At 62.3% G+C, this 17,442-nt stretch carries 22 protein-coding genes; 17 read left to right on the forward strand and 5 right to left on the reverse strand.

Annotated elements, in window-relative coordinates:
- Positions 1–29 precede the first annotated feature (29 nt).
- The 4 genes from C1J04_RS08135 to rpsF all read right to left on the reverse strand — a co-directional run bounded on the left by C1J04_RS08135 (position 30) and on the right by rpsF (position 1,949).
- Positions 30–479 carry a lytic transglycosylase domain-containing protein gene (locus tag C1J04_RS08135; RefSeq protein ID WP_009826731.1) on the reverse strand — a complete coding sequence of 150 codons (450 nt, stop codon included), beginning with the start codon at positions 477–479 and terminating at the stop codon, positions 30–32.
- A 218-nt stretch (positions 480–697) separates the two neighbouring features.
- Complete coding sequence (gene rplI / locus C1J04_RS08140; RefSeq protein WP_009826732.1) at positions 698–1,318, reverse strand: 50S ribosomal protein L9; 621 nt, start codon at positions 1,316–1,318, stop codon at positions 698–700.
- Between the two features lie 11 nt (positions 1,319–1,329).
- A complete protein-coding gene (gene rpsR, locus C1J04_RS08145) occupies positions 1,330–1,557 on the reverse strand; it encodes a 30S ribosomal protein S18 (RefSeq protein WP_005852865.1) in 228 nt (75 codons plus the stop codon).
- Positions 1,558–1,586: 29 nt separating this feature from the next.
- Positions 1,587–1,949, reverse strand: coding sequence for a 30S ribosomal protein S6 (gene rpsF / locus C1J04_RS08150; protein WP_005852867.1), 363 nt, complete (start codon positions 1,947–1,949; stop codon positions 1,587–1,589).
- A 291-nt stretch (positions 1,950–2,240) separates the two neighbouring features.
- Here rpsF and C1J04_RS08155 point away from each other — a divergent pair, with 291 nt between their 5' ends.
- Together C1J04_RS08155 and C1J04_RS08160 are read left to right on the forward strand one after the other, a co-directional pair.
- Positions 2,241–2,735 (forward strand): hypothetical protein, encoded by a 495-nt coding sequence (locus tag C1J04_RS08155; RefSeq protein WP_254655170.1) that lies wholly within the window; start codon positions 2,241–2,243, stop codon positions 2,733–2,735.
- A 153-nt stretch (positions 2,736–2,888) separates the two neighbouring features.
- Positions 2,889–3,458 (forward strand): YceI family protein, encoded by a 570-nt coding sequence (locus C1J04_RS08160; protein ID WP_174226624.1) that lies wholly within the window; start codon positions 2,889–2,891, stop codon positions 3,456–3,458.
- Between the two features lie 74 nt (positions 3,459–3,532).
- Here C1J04_RS08160 and C1J04_RS08165 read toward each other — a convergent pair whose 3' ends face one another.
- On the reverse strand, positions 3,533–4,744 hold the full coding sequence (locus C1J04_RS08165; protein WP_009826735.1) for a cytochrome b/b6 domain-containing protein: 1,212 nt from the start codon (positions 4,742–4,744) through the stop codon (positions 3,533–3,535).
- A gap of 147 nt (positions 4,745–4,891) precedes the next feature.
- Here C1J04_RS08165 and fabD point away from each other — a divergent pair, with 147 nt between their 5' ends.
- The 15 genes from fabD to C1J04_RS08245 all read left to right on the forward strand — a co-directional run bounded on the left by fabD (position 4,892) and on the right by C1J04_RS08245 (position 17,442).
- Entirely contained in the window at positions 4,892–5,824 is a 933-nt protein-coding gene (gene fabD / locus C1J04_RS08170) for an ACP S-malonyltransferase (RefSeq protein ID WP_009826736.1), read from the forward strand.
- 24 nt (positions 5,825–5,848) lie between these two features.
- Positions 5,849–6,586, forward strand: a complete 738-nt coding sequence (fabG, locus tag C1J04_RS08175; RefSeq protein WP_009826737.1) for a 3-oxoacyl-[acyl-carrier-protein] reductase — start codon at positions 5,849–5,851, stop codon at positions 6,584–6,586.
- A gap of 201 nt (positions 6,587–6,787) precedes the next feature.
- On the forward strand, positions 6,788–7,021 hold the full coding sequence (locus C1J04_RS08180) for an acyl carrier protein (protein ID WP_005852881.1): 234 nt from the start codon (positions 6,788–6,790) through the stop codon (positions 7,019–7,021).
- Between the two features lie 179 nt (positions 7,022–7,200).
- Positions 7,201–7,734 carry a GNAT family N-acetyltransferase gene (locus C1J04_RS08185; RefSeq protein ID WP_005852883.1) on the forward strand — a complete coding sequence of 178 codons (534 nt, stop codon included), beginning with the start codon at positions 7,201–7,203 and terminating at the stop codon, positions 7,732–7,734.
- An 87-nt stretch (positions 7,735–7,821) separates the two neighbouring features.
- Positions 7,822–9,081, forward strand: a complete 1,260-nt coding sequence (gene fabF, locus C1J04_RS08190; RefSeq protein ID WP_074635104.1) for a beta-ketoacyl-ACP synthase II — start codon at positions 7,822–7,824, stop codon at positions 9,079–9,081.
- The gene (gene mltG, locus C1J04_RS08195; RefSeq protein ID WP_009826738.1) at positions 9,081–10,265 is read left to right on the forward strand and encodes an endolytic transglycosylase MltG; all 1,185 of its coding nucleotides are present in this window, start codon (positions 9,081–9,083) and stop codon (positions 10,263–10,265) included. Before fabF ends, mltG begins: the two co-directional genes overlap by 1 nt.
- 502 nt (positions 10,266–10,767) lie before the next feature.
- Positions 10,768–12,111 carry a DNA-packaging protein gene (locus tag C1J04_RS08205; protein ID WP_441351080.1) on the forward strand — a complete coding sequence of 448 codons (1,344 nt, stop codon included), beginning with the start codon at positions 10,768–10,770 and terminating at the stop codon, positions 12,109–12,111.
- A gap of 148 nt (positions 12,112–12,259) precedes the next feature.
- On the forward strand, positions 12,260–13,435 hold the full coding sequence (locus C1J04_RS08210) for a phage portal protein (RefSeq protein WP_009826742.1): 1,176 nt from the start codon (positions 12,260–12,262) through the stop codon (positions 13,433–13,435).
- On the forward strand, positions 13,428–13,652 hold the full coding sequence (locus C1J04_RS08215; protein ID WP_005852894.1) for a GTA head formation protein, RCAP_rcc01685 family: 225 nt from the start codon (positions 13,428–13,430) through the stop codon (positions 13,650–13,652). The genes C1J04_RS08210 and C1J04_RS08215 overlap by 8 nt, the downstream gene beginning before the upstream one ends.
- 25 nt (positions 13,653–13,677) lie before the next feature.
- Positions 13,678–14,292 carry an HK97 family phage prohead protease gene (locus tag C1J04_RS08220; RefSeq protein ID WP_009826743.1) on the forward strand — a complete coding sequence of 205 codons (615 nt, stop codon included), beginning with the start codon at positions 13,678–13,680 and terminating at the stop codon, positions 14,290–14,292.
- A gap of 4 nt (positions 14,293–14,296) precedes the next feature.
- Positions 14,297–15,472: a phage major capsid protein gene (locus tag C1J04_RS08225; protein WP_009826744.1), complete on the forward strand. Its 1,176-nt coding sequence runs from the start codon at positions 14,297–14,299 to the stop codon at positions 15,470–15,472.
- Positions 15,473–15,628: 156 nt separating this feature from the next.
- On the forward strand, positions 15,629–16,225 hold the full coding sequence (locus C1J04_RS08230; RefSeq protein ID WP_009826745.1) for a head-tail connector protein: 597 nt from the start codon (positions 15,629–15,631) through the stop codon (positions 16,223–16,225).
- Positions 16,222–16,560, forward strand: coding sequence for a head-tail adaptor protein (locus C1J04_RS08235; protein ID WP_009826746.1), 339 nt, complete (start codon positions 16,222–16,224; stop codon positions 16,558–16,560). The genes C1J04_RS08230 and C1J04_RS08235 overlap by 4 nt, the downstream gene beginning before the upstream one ends.
- Positions 16,557–16,967: a DUF3168 domain-containing protein gene (locus C1J04_RS08240; protein WP_009826747.1), complete on the forward strand. Its 411-nt coding sequence runs from the start codon at positions 16,557–16,559 to the stop codon at positions 16,965–16,967. Before C1J04_RS08235 ends, C1J04_RS08240 begins: the two co-directional genes overlap by 4 nt.
- 34 nt (positions 16,968–17,001) lie before the next feature.
- A complete protein-coding gene (locus C1J04_RS08245; protein WP_009826748.1) occupies positions 17,002–17,442 on the forward strand; it encodes a phage major tail protein, TP901-1 family in 441 nt (146 codons plus the stop codon).

Below are 17,442 nucleotides of genomic sequence, written 5' to 3' on the forward strand. Positions count from 1 at the left end.
TGGGGCAGCGCGGCGCGCCTTAGGGGGGCTCAGCCTTTGCGCAGGCCGGTTTCAACCAGCATACCGCGCCGTTTGGCCTCGTAGTAATAGCCGCGGGCGTACCATTTGATTGCGGTGGCGTGATCGCCATCAGACAGCAGCCAAGCGCCGCGCAGGTATTTGACGCCGTATTTCAAGTTTACATCAGGATCGAGAAGATCGCCGGCATCGCCGCGAAACCCCATGCCGCGTGCGGTGGCGGGCAGGATTTGCAGCAGGCCGAAGTAGGGCCCATTGCGGGCCTCCGGACGGTGGGTGCTTTCACGGATGGCAAGACGGTGGACCAACGGGCGGGGCACGTCGTAGTGGTCGGCCCATTTGTTGATCAGTCCGCGTAGCTCGGGCGTCTCGTTGGGATAGAGCGGCAGCTTGCGGGGCGCGGGGGCGGGCTCTGGCGCGGTACTGGCGCAGGCAGAGAGGGCAGGTGTGCAAAGCAACATCTGGCAAAGGGAACGACGTGTGAGGGCGATCATGCGGGTGACTCGCATCGTTGACGGGAGCCAAATGCTTACAACGCCGGGGGCACCGCGCAACAAGGGCAGCGCCGGATGGGCAGAGGGTCGCTTAGCACAGGGCGGCATATTGCCGATCGCGCAATGAAAAACGCCGCCGCTGAGAGGTCAGCGGCGGCGTTTCATTTGGAATCAGATCGGAAGGCTTAGGCTTGCGCTTCGTCTTCGTCTGTTTTCTCGACAGCTTCTGCCAGATCGTCGTCGTCGGATGCGGCGGAGCCGATATCGTCGAACAGTTCAGAGATCTCGAATTCGGCTGCAGCTTCTTCTTCTGCGGCCAGTTCCTGGATCGACTTGCCTGCGGCCTGAAGCTCGGCCTCTTCAGGGGAACGTGCAACGTTCAGCTGAATTGTGGCTTCGACTTCGGGGTGCAGGATGACGGTGACGTCATGCAGGCCCAGGTCTTTGATCGGGCTGCCCAGAACGATCTGTTTGCGGTCGATGGTGAAGCCTTCGGCTGTGGCAACGTCTGCCGCGTCACGGGTCGTAACCGAACCGTAAAGCGCACCCGAATCGGAGGCGGAGCGGATGACGATGAACTGCTGACCGTTAAGCTTGTCAGCCAGTGCTTCGGCTTCTTTTTTGGTCTCGAGGTTTTGTGCCTCAAGCTGGGCTTTCTGACCTTCAAAGGCTTCGATGTTGGCTTTGGAAGCCGACAGCGCTTTGCCTTGGGGCAGCAGGAAGTTGCGTGCGTAGCCGGGCTTTACGTCCACGACTTCGCCCATTTGGCCCAGTTTGGCCACACGTTCCAGAAGGATAACTTGCATGTGCTTTCTCCTTACTTAACGGCGTAGGGCAGCAGGGCGAGGAAGCGGGCGCGTTTGATGGCACGGGCCAATTCACGCTGCTTTTTCGCGGAGACTGCGGTGATGCGGGAAGGAACGATTTTGCCGCGCTCAGAGATGTAGCGCTGCAGAAGACGTGTGTCTTTGTAATCGATTGCCGGTGCGTTGTCGCCCGAGAAGGGGCAGACCTTACGACGGCGGAAAAATGGTTTAGCGGCCATGGTTTATGTCCTTTATTGCAAGCTGATGATCAACGACGTTCGCGGCGTTCGCCACGCTCGGGGCGCTCGTCACGTTTCTGCATCTGAACCGATGGCAGCTCTTTGTGCTCATCAACTTTGATGGTCAGAACGCGCATCACGTCATCATGCAAACGCATCAGGCGTTCCATTTCCTGTACGGCGGTCGCTGGTGCGTCCGAACGCAGGAAGGCATAGTGGCCCTTGCGGTTTTTGTTGATCTTGTAGGCCATCGTTTTGACGCCCCAGTATTCGCTGTCGACGAGCTTGCCGTCGTTGTCAGCCAAAACTGTGCCAAAATGTTCGATAAGGCCTTCTGCTTGCGTGTTGGACAAGTCCTGACGCGCAATCATAACATGCTCATAAAGCGGCATGTGCACTCCTATTTATATCAAGGCGCATTTCATAGGCAGGGCATTTGCGTTTTGCGGCCCCACCACGAGAGTCTGCGCGGTTCAAAAGATGATGCAAAACGAAGGGCCGATATACACGGTTTTGCAGGCAGGGCAAGGGTGCGTTGGCGCTATGGCACGGGCGTCTATCAATTTGGGGCGGGTGATCCTTTGAAAAGTACCACTTCGATCACGGTCGCGCCTCTTTTTCGTCATGAACCCATACGAGAACTGAAGGGGAGATCACACGGTTAAGCAAGGTTTATCAGAGCAATGGGCGCAGTTACGAATTTCTCGGCGGATAGTCTTCAGTTTTCGGCACAGGCCGGAATGGTAGATGGCTCTCGGGCGGTGGTGCGCAGCGTCCAGCGGTTGCTGGGGGCGGCCTTGGTGCTGGCGGCGTCGGGGTTGTGGCTGACGCCGGGGTCGAACTTTGGGTCAGATGTGATGCTGTTCAAGGTCGGGCTGTCGGCGGTGTCTGTGATGTTGGGGGCAAGCCTGATGCTCTCGGGGCAAAAGCCCGCGCTGCCCGAGATCCAGATCGACACGCTGCGGCGCGAGCTGCGTCTGGTGCGTCCGCGCACGGTGGGGGCGCAACGGGTGCTGCAACGCTGCAGTTTTGGCGATCTGGGACGGGTGGAGCGTGTTGGCCGCAACTTTCACTTCTGGGACGGGCGCGGCAATTTCATCGTTGATGTCCATATTGCAGAGCGCCGCGTGGTCGATAACCTGACCTTTAGCCTGCGCGACTCGGGTCAGGCGATCTGATCGCAGCTTGATCGATATGTGCGTGTTTAGCGCATGTCCGACGCGCGACTGTTCGCCAATGCGCATTAACTGTTGAACGCTGCTGGGTTGCTGAAACGCTGAAATGCTTCATGTATGGTGCAGACAAACGCCAACAGGAGTATTCCAATGACCATGAAGTCTGTCCTTCTTGCCACCGCCCTGACACTGGGTGCCACCTCTGCTTTCGCTGCCGAAAAATATGTGCTGGACGCAAGCCACAGCCAGATCGTCTTCACCTATAACCACCTTGGGTTCTCGACCACCACGTCGATGTTCAGCGGTTTTGACGGTGAAATCATGCTGGACGAGGCAGAGCCCGCGAACTCCTCTGTGTCCGTATCTTTCCCGGTCAAAGACATGATCACCGGCTGGGAGCCTCGCACCGAACACTTCATGACCGCTGATTTCTTTGGCGCTGAAGACGGCGACATGGTGACGTTTGAATCGACCGGTATCGAGGTCACAGGCGAAAAGACCGCGCTGATCACCGGCGATCTGACCATGAACGACGTGACCAAATCCGTTGTACTGGATGCCAAGCTGAACCAGATGGGCGAGCATCCGATGGCCAAGAAGCCTTGGGCCGGTTTCGACGCGACGACCACGGTCACACGCACCGATTTCAACCTTGGTCAGTTCGCGCCTTTCGTCAGCGACGAAGTGCAAGTGAACATCTCTATCGAAGCGATGAAGGCTGAATAAGCTTTCCACTGTTTATTAAGAAACGAAAACGCCGGGGCAGAACCCCGGCGTTTTTGCATTTGTGGGGGGCGGGATTACTGCCCGCGTGTGGCGGTGAGGTCGATATTCACCGTGACGCTAAAGGCCAGCGAGCTTTCATCCGTCACGGTGTCCCCGATGCCGAAGTTGCGGCGGTCCAGCGTGGTGGAGCCTGTCATCCGGGCAGTGTCGCCCTGCAATGTCAGGGTGAAAGGCAGGTCGACAGGCATCGTCTGATCCTTGATCGTCAGGCTGCCCGCCGCGACATAGCCGTCGGCGGTGGCATTGATATCGGCCTGAAAAGTCGCGGTGGGGAAGGCCTCGCTGTTGAAGAAATCGGCCCCCATCGCCTGATCCGTCACCGACCCGAGGCTCAGCGACGGGATCGCGACCGTGGTCGTCACGTCGCCCGCTTTGCCGGATTGTACGGTGTCGTCAAATGTGATCGCGGATGTCCAATCGGCAAAGCTGCCAGCCACGACGGACCCGAACTGCGTGACCTCTATCGCGATGGTCCCATCCTGCACCTGCCAGTCAGAGGCGACATCCTCTAGCGCGGCAGTTTCGGTCGGGGCGGGTTGTTCGGTTCGCTGGCCCAAGCCAAGGCCCAGCCCCAGCCCGACGGCAATCGCGGCGACCCAGACCACAGTGGCGGTGATCACCGGCGCGGCAGAGTGGTGCTGCGCAGGCAGCGGGCCGACGACGGCTTCGCCCGGCAACATCCGCCGCAGGGTCGAATCGCGGTCCACAACGTGGTGCTTCACCGCGCCGGCGATATGCAGGATCAACGCGCCGATCAGCAGTTTGCCCGAGATGACGTGCAGCGCGCCGAAGGCGTGTTCTACTGTTGTGTTCTTGGGGATAAACGGCAGCGACTGCCCCAGTGGCCACCAGATCGGCGCGAAGCCAGAGGCGGCGGCGTGGTTGATCCAGCCGGCCAGCGGGACGATCACCAGCGACCCGTAGAGCACCCAATGCACCGTTTCCGCCAGCCAGCTTTCAAGACGGTGATCCGCGTTCAGCAGCCCCGGTTTGGGTTGGGTAAAGGCCCAGACGATGCGGGCAAGGGCGACAAAGAAGACCGTTACGCCCAGTGTTTTGTGCAGCGAGAAGAGCCACGCTTTGCGGGTCAGCGCCGCTTGCGTATCGTGGGGCAGATCGCTGGCATAAAGGCCAAGGGCGATCAGGGTAAGGATCAGCAGGGCGGTGAGCCAGTGAAAGAACTTGGTCACCCCGCCGTAGCGGATTGAGGTATTGGTTAAGGCCATCTGGGTGCTCCGTCGCGAAATGGGGTGGTTTCTCCATACTGCAACGGGGCTTGGGGACCAATGCGGATCAGCGCACAGTCGCCGTGCAGGCTTGTTTGACGGCCACCCACGCGCTAAAGCGCTGGAAACGCAAATTCGGGGGACTTTATGACCATTGCATTCGTATATCCGGGCCAAGGCGCGCAAACCATCGGTATGGGCCGCGATCTGGCCGACGCCTATCCGGCGGCAAAGGCCGTGTTTGACGAGGTGGACGAAGCCTTGGGCGAAAAGCTGTCGCAGTTGATCTGGGAAGGCGATGCGGAGGAGCTGACGCTGACACAGAACGCGCAGCCTGCGCTGATGGCGACCTCGATGGCGGCGATGGCGGCGTTGAAGGCCGAAGGCGTTACCGTCGATAAGGCGGCCTATGTCGCGGGTCATTCGCTGGGTGAATATGCGGCCCTGTGCGCGGCGGGGACATTCTCGCTTGCCGATACGGCGCGGTTGCTGCGCATCCGTGGGCGCGCGATGCAGGCGGCTGTGCCCGTGGGGCAGGGCGCTATGGCCGCCCTTCTGGGGCTGAGCTTTGAGCAGGCCGAGGCCGTCGCCGCAGAGGCCGCACAGGGCGAGGTCTGTCAGGTCGCCAACCAGAACGATCCGGCGCAGAATGTCGTTTCGGGCAGCAAGGCTGCCGTGGAACGCGCGATTGATCTGGCGAAAGCGGCTGGCGCCAAGCGTGCGCTGCTTTTGCCTGTCTCTGCTCCGTTCCACTGTGCCCTGATGGCCCCCGCCGCAGAAGAGATGGCCGGTGCGTTGGCGGATGTGGCAATGAACGCCCCCGCCGTGCCTGTGGTGGCGAATGTGGTCGCCGAGGCGGTCACCGATCCCGAACAGATCCGCAAGCTGCTGATCGAACAGGTCACCGGTCAGGTGCGCTGGATGTCGTCGGTTGAATGGATGGGCGCGCAGGGCGTGACCGAGGTCTGGGAAATCGGCGCGGGCAAGGCGCTGTCCGGCATGATCCGCCGCATCAACAAGGAAATCACCTGCGTGAACATCGGCACCGCTGCCGATGCCGCTGCCGTGAAAACGGCCTGAGACAGGCTGCGAAAGGAATTACATATGTTTGATCTTACTGGAAAAAATGCGCTGGTCACCGGGGCTTCGGGTGGTATCGGCGCGGAAATCGCGCGCAGCCTGCATGCCCGTGGCGCGACCGTGGGCCTGTCCGGCACCCGCACCGAACCTCTTGAGGCGCTGGCCGCCGAACTGGGCGAGCGCGCCCATGTGCTGCCCTGTAACCTGAGCGATATGGAGGCCGTTGACGCGCTGCCCAAACAGGCGGCCGAAGCGATGGGATCGGTTGATATTCTGGTCAATAACGCCGGCATCACCCGCGACAACCTGTTCATGCGCATGTCGGATGATGAATGGAATTCGGTCCTGAACGTCAACCTGACCGCGACGTTCAAGCTGTGCAAAGGCGTGATGCGCGGGATGATGAAGGCGCGTTGGGGCCGGATCGTGAATATCTCGAGCGTGGTCGGGGCCACCGGTAATCCCGGTCAGGCGAATTATGCCGCGTCCAAGGCCGGTATGGTGGGCATGTCCAAATCACTTGCCTATGAGGTTGCCAGCCGCGGGATCACCGTGAACGCGGTCGCCCCCGGTTTCATTACCACGGCAATGACGGACAAGCTGACCGACGACCAAAAGGCGGGAATCATGGGGCAAATCCCTGCGGGCCGTATGGGCGAAGCATCCGAAATCGCGTCGGCTGTTGTCTATCTGGCAAGTGCGGAAGCCGCCTATGTTACCGGAACCACCTTGCATGTGAACGGCGGCATGGCCATGTTGTGACCCTGCGCTGCAAAGCGTTTGCCAAATCTGCGTCTTGTGCTAAATGGGGCGCAGAATCCATCATAGGGAGGCTTGATTGCCCCCCTTACCTTGTGACAACAAGGGCCATAGCCGCCCCTCGGGGCACGATCCATACGGACCACATAAGGTTCTGACGGAAACAGAAGAGGGCAGGGTTGCCCGAATGAATGAGGACTGAATATGAGCGACGTCGCAGACCGCGTAAAGAAGATCGTTGTAGAGCACCTGGGTGTTGAAGAAGACAAAGTTGTTGAGAACGCATCGTTCATCGACGATCTTGGCGCAGACAGCCTCGACACTGTTGAGCTGGTTATGGCGTTCGAAGAAGAGTTCGGCATCGAGATCCCCGATGACGCAGCCGAGAACATCCAGACCTTCGGCGACGCGGTCAAGTTCATCAAAGAAGCGTCCTAAGACGTTTTCGCCAGCCGCAGCCCCATAGGCGTCGCGGCGGCACGAGATTTAGAGAACGGCGTTCTTCCTAGCGGAAGGGCGCCGTTTTTGCTTGGGGGGACCGCACGTCACTTGTCTTGCGCGGGCTCCGGCGTGACACTGACGGTGACAGAAATTCAAGCGTGAAGGTAATTCACCACATGTCGCGATCAGTACCGACCATCAATACCGCCCGTCTCACCCTGCGCGCCATGCGGGCCGAAGACTTCCCCCGTTATGCTGACATCTGGGCGACGCCCGCCGTGGTGACCCATATTACCGGCAAGCCCAAACCCAAGGCCGAAAGCTGGGATGCGTTTCTGCGCAATGCGGGCCATTGGCAGATTGTCGGGTTTGGTCAATGGGCGATCCAGTCGCGCGGCACCCGCGAGATGGAAGGTCAGGTCGGGTTTTTCTTTGGTTCCCGCGGGTTTGGCGACGATTTCGATCCCTTTCCCGAGGCCGGTTGGGTACTGGCCCCCGAAGCGCAGGGCACGGGGCTGGGGCTGGAAGCCGCGCGCGCGGCGCATGACTGGTTCGACCGCGTGGTGACGGGGCGCACGGTGTGCATGATCGCCGTGGCGAATGCATCGTCGCTGCGTCTGGCCGAGACCTTGGGATATACCGCGCTGCGCGACATAGAGCTTGACGGCGACAAGATACGTCTGATGACGCGCAAAGGCCCGCCGGTCTGACCGTGGCTTGGGCGCTTCGCGTCTTGAAATTTACGGTCTCGGCAAGGTATAGCCGGTCAACGCAAAGAAACACCAAGGGGCTTGGATATGCGCAGAGTAGTAGTGACAGGTTTGGGATTGGTAACTCCGTTGGCCGATGGCGTGGAGGCCAGCTGGTCCAGAATTTTGGATGGTCAGTCCGGGGCGGGCAAGATCACGGGCTTCGATCCCAGCAAGCTGGTCACTCAATACGCCTGCGAAGTGCCGCTTGGCGACGGTACGGATGGTACCTTTAACGGCGACAAGTATATGGAGCCGAAAGAACAGCGCAAAGTGGATACCTTTATCCTGTTCGGCATGGCCGCAGCACAGCAAGCGGTCGAGGATTCCGGCTGGATGCCCACGGACCGCGAAGATCTGGAACGCACCGGCGTCTTGATCGGGTCGGGCATCGGGGGGCTGAACTCTATCGCGAACACGGCCGTGATGATGCACGAGAAAGGCCCGCGCCGCGTGAGCCCGTTCTTTGTGCCCGGCGCGCTGATCAACCTGATCTCGGGTCAGGTATCGATTCGCTATGGATTCCGCGGCCCGAACCATTCGGTTGTGACCGCCTGTTCCACCGGTGCCCATGCGATCGGCGATGCAAGCCGTCTGATCCAGCATGGCGACGCGGATGTGATGATTGCCGGCGGGGCCGAGGCCGCGATTTGCGAGATCGGCATGGCGGGCTTCAACGCCTGTAAAGCGCTGTCCACCAAGCGGGGCGATGACCCCACCAAGGCAAGCCGCCCCTATGACGCGGATCGTGACGGTTTCGTCATGGGCGAGGGCGCGGGTATTGTCGTGCTGGAAGAATACGAACACGCCAAGGCGCGTGGGGCCAAGATCTATGCCGAGGTGCTGGGTTATGGTCTGTCGGGCGATGCCTATCACATCACCGCCCCTGCCGAGGATGGCGACGGGGCCGAACGGTCCATGCGCAACGCCCTGCGTGGTGCCGGGCTGGAGCCAAAAGACATCGACTATATCAACGCGCATGGCACATCGACCATGGCTGATGTGATCGAACTGGGCGCGGTCGAGCGGATGCTGGGCGACGCGGTTGAGACGGTCACCATGTCGTCGACGAAATCCGCGACCGGTCACCTGTTGGGGGCTGCTGGCGCGATCGAGGCGATCTTCTCTATCCTCGCGATCCGCGATCAGGTGGCCCCACCGACCATCAACCTCGACAATCCTGCGGTTGAAACCAAGATCGATCTGGCTCCGAACAAGAAGGTCGAGCGCAAGATTGATGTCGCGCTGAGCAACTCTTTCGGCTTTGGTGGCACCAACGCGAGCGTGATCTTCGGGAAAGCATCCTAATGTGGCGTCATATCGCGTCTAACGCTGTTACGTTTCTGATTTTAGGCTTGTTTTTGTTAGGCGGGATCATCCTGTGGGGGCGGGGGCAGTATGATGCCCCCGGTCCGCTGTCGCAGGCGATCTGCCTGCAGGTGGAGCGCGGGTCGAACATGCGTGCCGTGGGCGATGATCTTGCTACGCAAGAGGCCGTAAGCTCGGCTGCGATCTTCCGTCTTGGGGCGGAGTATGAGGAAAAGACCCGCGACCTGAAGGCGGGGAGCTTTCTGATCCAGCCCGAAGCCTCGATGAAAGAGATCGTGGACACGGTGACACGCGGCGGGGCAAGCACCTGCGGTACCGAAGTTGTCTACCGCATCGGTGTGAACCGCATCAGCACACAGGTGCGTGAGCTGGACCCCGTAACAAGCCGTTTCGTCGAGCGTGCCGAATTCACCCCCGGTGAGGATGAGGTGCCAGAGGTCTATACCCAGACCAAGGCGAAGGCCGACACGCGGTTCCGCATCGCGATGGCAGAGGGCGTGACAAGCTGGCAGGTGGCCGAGGCGTTGAAAGCCATTGACCTGCTGTCAGGCGAGATCGCGGCGGTGCCTGCGGAGGGATCCTTGGCCCCCGACAGCTATGAGGTGTCCGAAGGGGACGACCGCGCCGAAATCCTGACACGTATGGCCGCGGCACAAGAACAGCGTTTGGCCGAAGCCTGGGAGGCTCGCGATCCGGGGCTGCCCGTCGAGACGCCTGAGGAGCTGTTGATCCTTGCCTCTATCGTCGAGAAGGAAACCGGCGTACCGGAAGAGCGCGAACAGGTGGCGAGCGTTTTCGTCAACCGGTTGAATCAGGGCATGCGTCTGCAGACGGACCCGACCGTGATCTACGGGATCACCAACGGGCAGGGCGTCTTGGGGCGTGGTCTGCGCCGCAGCGAGCTGCGCAAGGAGACTCCGTTCAACACCTACGTCATCGACGCGTTGCCACCGACGCCGATTGCGAACCCCGGACGTGCGAGCCTGATGGCTGCGGCACAACCGGCCAGCGAGGACTATGTTTTCTTTGTTGCCGATGGCACCGGCGGTCACGCTTTTGCCGAGACATTGGAAGAGCATAACGCCAATGTCGCACGCTGGCGCAAGATCGAGGCGGAGCGTGGCGCGGAAGCGGCGGGCAATGCGTCGACGGGCGGAAACTAAGCTTCAGAGCGGGCGCGGATTTGGGTTTAAGTTAGGAATTTGTTAACCATCGTAAGGGCTTGGAAGGTTTCGGTAACCTTGTTTTCCTTGACTTTGCGTCCGCTCTGACATAGAAATACGTCCATGCTAGAAGACATGGGCAAACGGCCCCGGATTAAGTTCCGGTGGCCGTTTTTTCGTGTCTGCTCGGGTTGGAGGTCCAAAACGAGAGGTAAGAGCAAGATGACGATGAATACCCCGGAACAGGAAATTGCTGCCAGTGAAGAGCAGCTTCAGGCGTTGCAGGTCGCGATCCGCGATTTGCGCCGCGAGATAGAGAGCCTGCGAGAACAGGCCCGATCCGGGGAGGAAGTAAACGAAACAGCAGCGTCGAAGGCATTGGGTAAGGCCAGTGGCATGGTGGCGACTTGCGTCAAGGTGGAGACCTATCTGAATGAGTGCAGAAACAGACAAGCGGGCATTGCCCGAGGGGGATACACGCTGGACATGGAAAGGGCGCGGGCTGACATCGGGTGCAAGCTGGATCGGCTCCGCCGATGTTGCGGTGCAAGACCGGTTCCTGAATGATCTGGAGGAGGGAGAGCTTTTGGCTCTCCCTTTTTTGTTCGAGTTCTGGGCCATGCCGCATCAACTGCCCCCTGAAGGCGACTGGCGGTCCTGGGTGATCATGGGCGGGCGCGGTGCGGGCAAGACGCGCGCGGGGGCGGAATGGGTGCGCGCGCAGGTCGAAGGGTCGCGGCCCTTGGATGCGGGGCGCTGTCGCCGCGTGGCGCTGGTGGGAGAGACGATCGAGCAGGTGCGCGAGGTGATGATCTTTGGCGATAGCGGGATATTGGCGTGCTCGCCCGCGGATCGGCGACCGGATTGGGAGGCGACGCGCAAGCGGTTGGTCTGGCCAAACGGGGCGGTGGCGACGGTGCATACGGCGCATGACCCAGAGGGGCTGCGCGGGCCGCAGTTTGACGCGGCCTGGGTGGACGAGCTGGCCAAGTGGAAGAAGGCCGAAGAGACGTGGGACCAGTTGCAGTTCGCTTTGCGGTTGGGGGAGGATCCGCGGGCCTGTGTGACCACGACTCCGCGCAATGTCGGCGTGTTGAAAAACCTGCTGGCGTCGCCGTCGACCGTGACCACCCATGCCCCGACAGAGGCGAATGCCGCGAACCTTGCGGGCTCTTTCCTGGAGGAGGTGCGGGCGCGCTATCGCGGGACGCGATTGGGCCGACAGGAACTGGACGGTGTGTTGCTGGCCGATGCCGAAGGGGCGCTGTGGACGTCCGAGCGGATCGAGGCGGGGCGGGTGCGGGATGTGCCGCTGCTGGACCGGATCGTCGTGGGGCTGGACCCTGCCACCACCGCCGGCGCGGGAGCGGATGAATGCGGGATCGTGGTGGTGGGCGCGCAGACCCAAGGCCCGCCGCAGGATTGGCGCGCCGTGGTGCTGGCCGATTGTACGGTGCAAGGGGCGACCCCGTCGGGATGGGCACGCGCGGCGATCAGCGCGATGGAGCAGTACGGCGCAGACCGGTTGGTCGCCGAGGTTAACCAAGGTGGGCAAATGGTGGCGGAAGTCTTGCGTCAGGTCGACCCATTGGTGCCGGTCAAATCGGTTCATGCCAGCCGTGGCAAGGTGGCGCGGGCGGAGCCTGTGGCGGCACTTTATGAGCAGGGGCGCGTGGGGCATGTGGTGGGGTTGGACGCGCTGGAGGACCAGATGTGCCGGATGACAGCGCGGGGCTATGAGGGCGGCGGATCGCCGGACCGCGTCGATGCGCTGGTCTGGGCGCTGCATGAGCTGATGATCGAGCCTGCGGCACAGTGGCGGATGCCCGGGGTGCGTGGATTGTGAGCGCGTTGCGGAGGAGAACGGCCCTTCGGGGAGAGTTTAACGGGCAAAATGAAGCGCTGTTGCCGGCGGGGCGTTCGCTCTGGTCGGGCGGCGTTAAGGGGTTGGTGAGATCTTCATGGGGCGGTCAATGAGCAGGGAGAGCAGCGGTATGGTTTTTGATTTTCTCAAACGGGGGGCGGTTGAGGTGGTTGCGGAGAAGAAAGCCTCTGCCACGGGGCCTGTCGTTGCGGTTCAGACCAGCGGGCGCGTGGCCTGGAGCCCGCGCGATGTGGTCAGCCTGACGCGCAGCGGGTTCTGCGGCAACCCTGTGGGATTTCGGTCGGTGAAGCTGATTGCGGAGGCCGCGGCGGCCTTGCCGCTGGTGTTGCAGGATGCCGCGCAACGGTTCGAGGCGCATCCGCTGCTGGATCTGGTGGCACGGCCCAATGGGGCGCAGGGGCGTGCGGAGCTGCTGGAGGCGCTTTATGCGCAGCTGCTGTTGACGGGCAACGGCTATATCGAGGCGGTTGGCGCGGGGCCTGTGCCGGTGGAGCTGCATGTCTTGCGCTCGGATCGCATGTCGGTGGTGCCGGGGGCGGATGGCTGGCCGGTGGCCTATGAATATGCCGTCGGCGGGCGCAAGCATCGGTTTGACGTGGCCGGGGATACGGCCGCGATCTGTCATATCAAGAATTTCCACCCACAGGATGACCACTATGGGTTCAGCCCGTTGCAGGCGGCAGCGATGGCCTTGGATGTGCATGGCGCGGCCTCGCGCTGGAGCAAGGCCTTGCTGGACAATGCGGCGCGGCCATCGGGGGCGATTGTGTATCGCGGTGCGGAGGGGCAGGGCAAGCTGAGCGACGATCAATATGACCGTCTTGTGACCGAAATGGAGAGCCATCATCAAGGCGCGCGCAATGCGGGGCGGCCGATGCTGCTGGAAGGCGGGTTGGATTGGAAGCCGATGGGGTTTTCGCCCTCGGACATGGAGTTTCACCGCACCAAGGAGGCGGCGGCGCGGGAAGTCGCGCTGGCCTTTGGGGTGCCGCCGATGCTGCTGGGGATCGCGGGGGATGCGACCTATGCCAATTACCAGGAGGCGCATCAGGCGTTCTACCGGCTGACGGTCCTGCCTTTGGCCACGCGGGTTGCCGTGGCGCTTGGCGCATGGCTGGCGGGGTTCACGCATGAGGCAGTGACGTTGAAGCCCGATCTGGATCAGGTGCCCGCCCTGGCGCAGGAGCGTGACGCGCAATGGGCGCGGGTGGCGGGCGCGGATTTCCTGACGCAGGCGGAAAAGCGGTCCTTGTTGGGGCTGCCAGCGGTGGCGGCGGATGGTTGAGGAGATGGGATATGACCGGTTTGAATGTGCGCCGGGGTTGCGGTTGCAGGCGCATGAGAGAGTGAGTGCGATCCACCACGAGAATCTTTTGCAGCGGCTCGACCGGCTGGAGGAGATGATGGAGCGGCTGGAGCGGCGGTTGTGGTTGACCGTCTATGGTGTGGTCGCGGTGATTTTGGCGCAGGCGGTACAGTCGTTTCTGGTGGTCGCGCCGTAGCAATTTGAACGCAAGGGAGGGTGTCATGGAAGATGGCATGCGCTTCGGCCTCGGGTCGGAGAACGGGAGAGGTTTGCCCCATATGGGCGCTGGGTTGGAGCATAAGTTCGCGCGTTTCGACGAGGGGCTTGTGGTGGAGGGCGGCACCGAGATCAGCGGCTATGCCAGCCTGTTCGGGCGGGTCGATCAGGGCGGTGATCTGGTGGCACGGGGGGCCTATGGCGCGTCGCTGGCGGCGGCGGAGGCCGCGGGGCGTCGGATCAAGATGCTGTGGCAGCATGATCCGGCACAGCCGATCGGCGTGTGGGACGAGCTGCGCGAGGACGCGCGGGGGCTTTGGGTCAAGGGGCGGCTGCTGGACAGTGTGGCGCGGGGACGCGAGGCGGCGGCCTTGGTCGAGGCCGGGGCGATTGATGGCCTTAGCATCGGCTATCGCACGCAGCGCGCGGCCAAGAATGACGCGGGCCAACGGGTGCTGCAGACCCTGGACCTGTGGGAGGTGTCGCTGGTGACCTTTCCCATGCTCCCCACGGCGCGGATCGCGGCCAAGGGGGATTTTATCGCCATCGGAGACGTCTTGCGCGGCATGGCTGGTGTCTTTGACGAGGCGCGGCGGAATTTGAAACGGAACGGAGGGTAAGCGGATGGAACGACTTGATGATGACATGGGCACCGAGCCCCGAGGCGCGGTCGAGGAGATGCGCCGCGCTGTGGGTGGATTTGTGCAGGATTTCAAAGGGTTTCAGGACGAGATGACGACCAAGTTGCAACAAACAGAAGAGCGAATGACTATGTTGGATCGAAAGATGACTTTGCCGGCGCGCACACCATTGGCGGGGGCTGTAGAGACGGGCGCGCCGCATCAGAAGGCGCTGCATGCCTATATCCGCAACGGCGACGACGACGGGTTGCGCGGGCTTGAGCTGGAGAGCAAGGCGCTGTCGGCGGCGGTGAATTCGGATGGTGGCTATCTGGTGGACCCGCAGACCTCGGATCGGGTGAAGTCGGTGTTGAACGCAACGGCCTCTATCCGGGCGATTGCGTCGGTGGTGCAGGTCGAGGCGACCTCTTACGACGTGCTGGTGGATCATGCGGATGTGGGTGCCGGTTGGGCGACCGAAACGGGGGCCGTGTCCGAGACCGACACGCCGCAGATCGACCGGATCACCATCCCGCTGCATGAGCTGAGCGCGCTGCCCAAAGCCTCGCAGCGGTTGCTGGATGATAGTGCCTTTGACATCGAAGCGTGGTTGGCGGGGCGGATCGCCGACAAATTCTCGCGGGCCGAGGCCGCGGCCTTTATCCACGGGGACGGGATCGACAAGCCCAAGGGGTTTCTGGCCCATGCCACGGTCGACAATGTGATCTGGGAGTGGGGTAATCTGGGCTATGTGCCCACCGGCGTCGCAGGCGAGATCACGGCGGATGCGGTGGTTGATCTGGTCTATGCGCTTGGGGCGCAGTACCGCGCGCAGGCCAGTTTTGTGATGAGCTCGAAGACCGCGGGCATTGTGCGCAAGCTCAAGGATCTGGACGGGCGGTTCCTGTGGTCTGACGGGATGACGCAGGGCCAGCCCGCGCGGCTGATGGGCTATCCGGTGCTGGTGGCCGAGGATATGCCCGATGTGGCGGCGGATTCATTCTCGGTCGCCTTTGGGGACTTTGCCGCCGGTTACACCGTAGCAGAGCGGCCCGACCTGCGGATCCTGCGCGATCCCTTCAGCGCCAAGCCGCATGTGCTGTTCTATGCGACCAAACGGGTGGGCGGCGACGTGAGCGACTTTGCCGCGATCAAGCTGCTGAAATTCGGCACCGCCTAAGGCGCGGGGTCGAACAGGGGGCTGGCGGTGGCTGGCCCCATCCCCCGGGCGCGCCGTAATGCGCCGGGTGCATTGCCTAGCTGCTGCCTCCGACCGAGCGATGCAGCCGGGGTGCGCGTCCGGGGGGCTTTGGCGGGCTAGATTTGGAGCGATGAGATGTTGATCGAAGAGACAGGGGTGGCGGAGGCCGATCTGCCGCTGGAGCCGTTCAAGGCGCATTTGCGGATGGGTAGCGGTTTTGGCACCGAAACCGTACAAGAGCCCGTTTTGGCGAGCTTTTTGCGTGCCGCCATTGCCGCGATTGAGGCGCGCACAGGTAAGGCGCTGATCTCGCGGTTGTTTACCATGACCGTGCAAGAGTGGGCGGACCCGCAGGCGCAGGCTTTGCCCGTGGGGCCGGTCCGGCAGATCGTGCGTGTCACCGTGGTGGCGCGGGATGCGATGGAGACGGTGATCGAGCCGCAGCGCTATTGGCTGGTACGCGATATGCAGGCACCGTTGTTGAAACCATCAGGGGCGATGCTGCCGTTCATTCCGCCGCAAGGGTCCGTGCAGGTCGTGTTCGAGGCGGGGCTTGGTGAAAGCTGGGGCGCTGTGCCCGCGGATTTGCAGCAGGCCGTGCTGATGCTGGCGGCGCATTACTATGAATACCGCCACGAGACCCGCCTTGGGGACGGCTGCATGCCCTTTGGGGTGAGCAGCCTGATCGAGCGCTACCGCCCGCTGCGGATCGGCTTGGGGGCACGCGCATGAGCCGGCTGTCGTTGAGCCGCCGCTTGGTGTTGGAGGCGCAGGTGCCTCAGCCTGATGGCGCGGGCGGAGTGAGCCGGAGCTGGGTGCGTGTGGGGGATCTCTGGGCGGATGTTACGGCGCGGCGGGGCCGGCGTTTGGGGCGTGGCGGCATTGCGGTGAGCCGCGGGGTTTATGTGGTGACGGTACGCGGTGCGCCAGTGGGCGATCCCGCGCGCCCCTTGCCGCAGCAGCGCTTTCGCGAGGGCACACGGGTTTATCAGATCCAGTCGGTGGCCGAGCAGGACGCACAGGGGCGGTATCTGGCCTGCCTGACCCATGAGGAGGTGGCGGTATGAGCTATGGCATGGGGTGTGCACTGCAACAGGCGGTCTTTGGCGTGTTGAGCACGGATCAGGAGATCACGGCGCTGGTGGGGGATGCGGTTTTTGATGCGGCTCCTGCCGGGGAGGTGCCAGCGCTGTATGTGCAGTTGGGGTCCGAAGCGGTGCACGATGCCTCTGACGGGACGGGCGGCGGGGCGGAGCATCGGTTCACGGTTCTTGTCGTCACGCATTATGCGGGGTTCGCCCCTGCGAAACAGGTGGCCGCTGCGGTGAGTGATGCGCTGGTCGGTGGGCAGTTTGGCCTGAGCCGCGGGCGGCTGGTGAGCCTGCGGTTCGAGCGGGCCATCGCGCGACAGGTCGCGGCGGATGCGCGCCGCCAGATAGAGATGCGGTTCAGGGCGCGGGTTCAGGACGGCTGAGCCGAGGTTTCAGGAAATTAACAGGAGAGTGGATATGGCTGTTCAAGCGGGCAAAGATCTTTTGGTCAAGGTGGACATGACGAGCGATGGTCAGTTCGAAACGATCGCGGGGCTGCGGGCCACGCGGGTGAGCTTTAACGCGGAGCCGGTTGAGGTGACCTCGCTTGACAGTGAGGGGGGCTGGCGGGAGCTGCTGGCGGGCGCGGGCGTGCGATCTGCCGCGATCAGCGGGTCGGGGGTGTTTCGCGATGCGGGCACCGATGAACGCGCACGGCAGTTGTTTTTTGACGGGCTGACGCCGGATTTTCAGATCGTGATCCCCAGCTTCGGCATTATCGAGGGGCCGTTCCAGGTGGCGGCCATTGAATATGGCGGGTCGCTGAATGGCGAGGCGACCTATGAGCTGAGCCTGCAATCCGCGGGGCAGCTGAGCTTTACCGCGGATACGACAGACGCACCCGAGGGCGGGGTCTGA

This window comes from Sulfitobacter sp. SK025 (assembly GCF_003352105.1).
GTDB lineage: Bacteria > Pseudomonadota > Alphaproteobacteria > Rhodobacterales > Rhodobacteraceae > Sulfitobacter > Sulfitobacter pontiacus.

What these genes read in the sequence shown, in the direction of transcription:
- rplI (WP_009826732.1), bottom strand. Translation starts at nt 1,318, where the DNA reads ATGCAAGTTATCCTTCTGGAACGTGTGGCCAAACTGGGCCAAATGGGC.
- rpsF (WP_005852867.1), bottom strand. Translation starts at nt 1,949, where the DNA reads ATGCCGCTTTATGAGCATGTTATGATTGCGCGTCAGGACTTGTCCAAC.
- C1J04_RS08245 (WP_009826748.1), top strand. Translation starts at nt 17,002, where the DNA reads ATGGCTGTTCAAGCGGGCAAAGATCTTTTGGTCAAGGTGGACATGACG.
- C1J04_RS08180 (WP_005852881.1), top strand. Translation starts at nt 6,788, where the DNA reads ATGAGCGACGTCGCAGACCGCGTAAAGAAGATCGTTGTAGAGCACCTG.
- mltG (WP_009826738.1), top strand. Translation starts at nt 9,081, where the DNA reads ATGTGGCGTCATATCGCGTCTAACGCTGTTACGTTTCTGATTTTAGGC.
- rpsR (WP_005852865.1), bottom strand. Translation starts at nt 1,557, where the DNA reads ATGGCCGCTAAACCATTTTTCCGCCGTCGTAAGGTCTGCCCCTTCTCG.
- C1J04_RS08165 (WP_009826735.1), bottom strand. Translation starts at nt 4,744, where the DNA reads ATGGCCTTAACCAATACCTCAATCCGCTACGGCGGGGTGACCAAGTTC.
- C1J04_RS08160 (WP_174226624.1), top strand. Translation starts at nt 2,889, where the DNA reads ATGAAGTCTGTCCTTCTTGCCACCGCCCTGACACTGGGTGCCACCTCT.
- fabD (WP_009826736.1), top strand. Translation starts at nt 4,892, where the DNA reads ATGACCATTGCATTCGTATATCCGGGCCAAGGCGCGCAAACCATCGGT.
- C1J04_RS08225 (WP_009826744.1), top strand. Translation starts at nt 14,297, where the DNA reads ATGGAACGACTTGATGATGACATGGGCACCGAGCCCCGAGGCGCGGTC.
- C1J04_RS08155 (WP_254655170.1), top strand. Translation starts at nt 2,241, where the DNA reads ATGGGCGCAGTTACGAATTTCTCGGCGGATAGTCTTCAGTTTTCGGCA.
- C1J04_RS08135 (WP_009826731.1), bottom strand. Translation starts at nt 479, where the DNA reads ATGTTGCTTTGCACACCTGCCCTCTCTGCCTGCGCCAGTACCGCGCCA.
- C1J04_RS08230 (WP_009826745.1), top strand. Translation starts at nt 15,629, where the DNA reads ATGTTGATCGAAGAGACAGGGGTGGCGGAGGCCGATCTGCCGCTGGAG.
- C1J04_RS08210 (WP_009826742.1), top strand. Translation starts at nt 12,260, where the DNA reads ATGGTTTTTGATTTTCTCAAACGGGGGGCGGTTGAGGTGGTTGCGGAG.
- C1J04_RS08235 (WP_009826746.1), top strand. Translation starts at nt 16,222, where the DNA reads ATGAGCCGGCTGTCGTTGAGCCGCCGCTTGGTGTTGGAGGCGCAGGTG.
- C1J04_RS08215 (WP_005852894.1), top strand. Translation starts at nt 13,428, where the DNA reads ATGGTTGAGGAGATGGGATATGACCGGTTTGAATGTGCGCCGGGGTTG.
- fabF (WP_074635104.1), top strand. Translation starts at nt 7,822, where the DNA reads ATGCGCAGAGTAGTAGTGACAGGTTTGGGATTGGTAACTCCGTTGGCC.
- C1J04_RS08220 (WP_009826743.1), top strand. Translation starts at nt 13,678, where the DNA reads ATGGAAGATGGCATGCGCTTCGGCCTCGGGTCGGAGAACGGGAGAGGT.
- C1J04_RS08240 (WP_009826747.1), top strand. Translation starts at nt 16,557, where the DNA reads ATGAGCTATGGCATGGGGTGTGCACTGCAACAGGCGGTCTTTGGCGTG.
- C1J04_RS08185 (WP_005852883.1), top strand. Translation starts at nt 7,201, where the DNA reads ATGTCGCGATCAGTACCGACCATCAATACCGCCCGTCTCACCCTGCGC.
- fabG (WP_009826737.1), top strand. Translation starts at nt 5,849, where the DNA reads ATGTTTGATCTTACTGGAAAAAATGCGCTGGTCACCGGGGCTTCGGGT.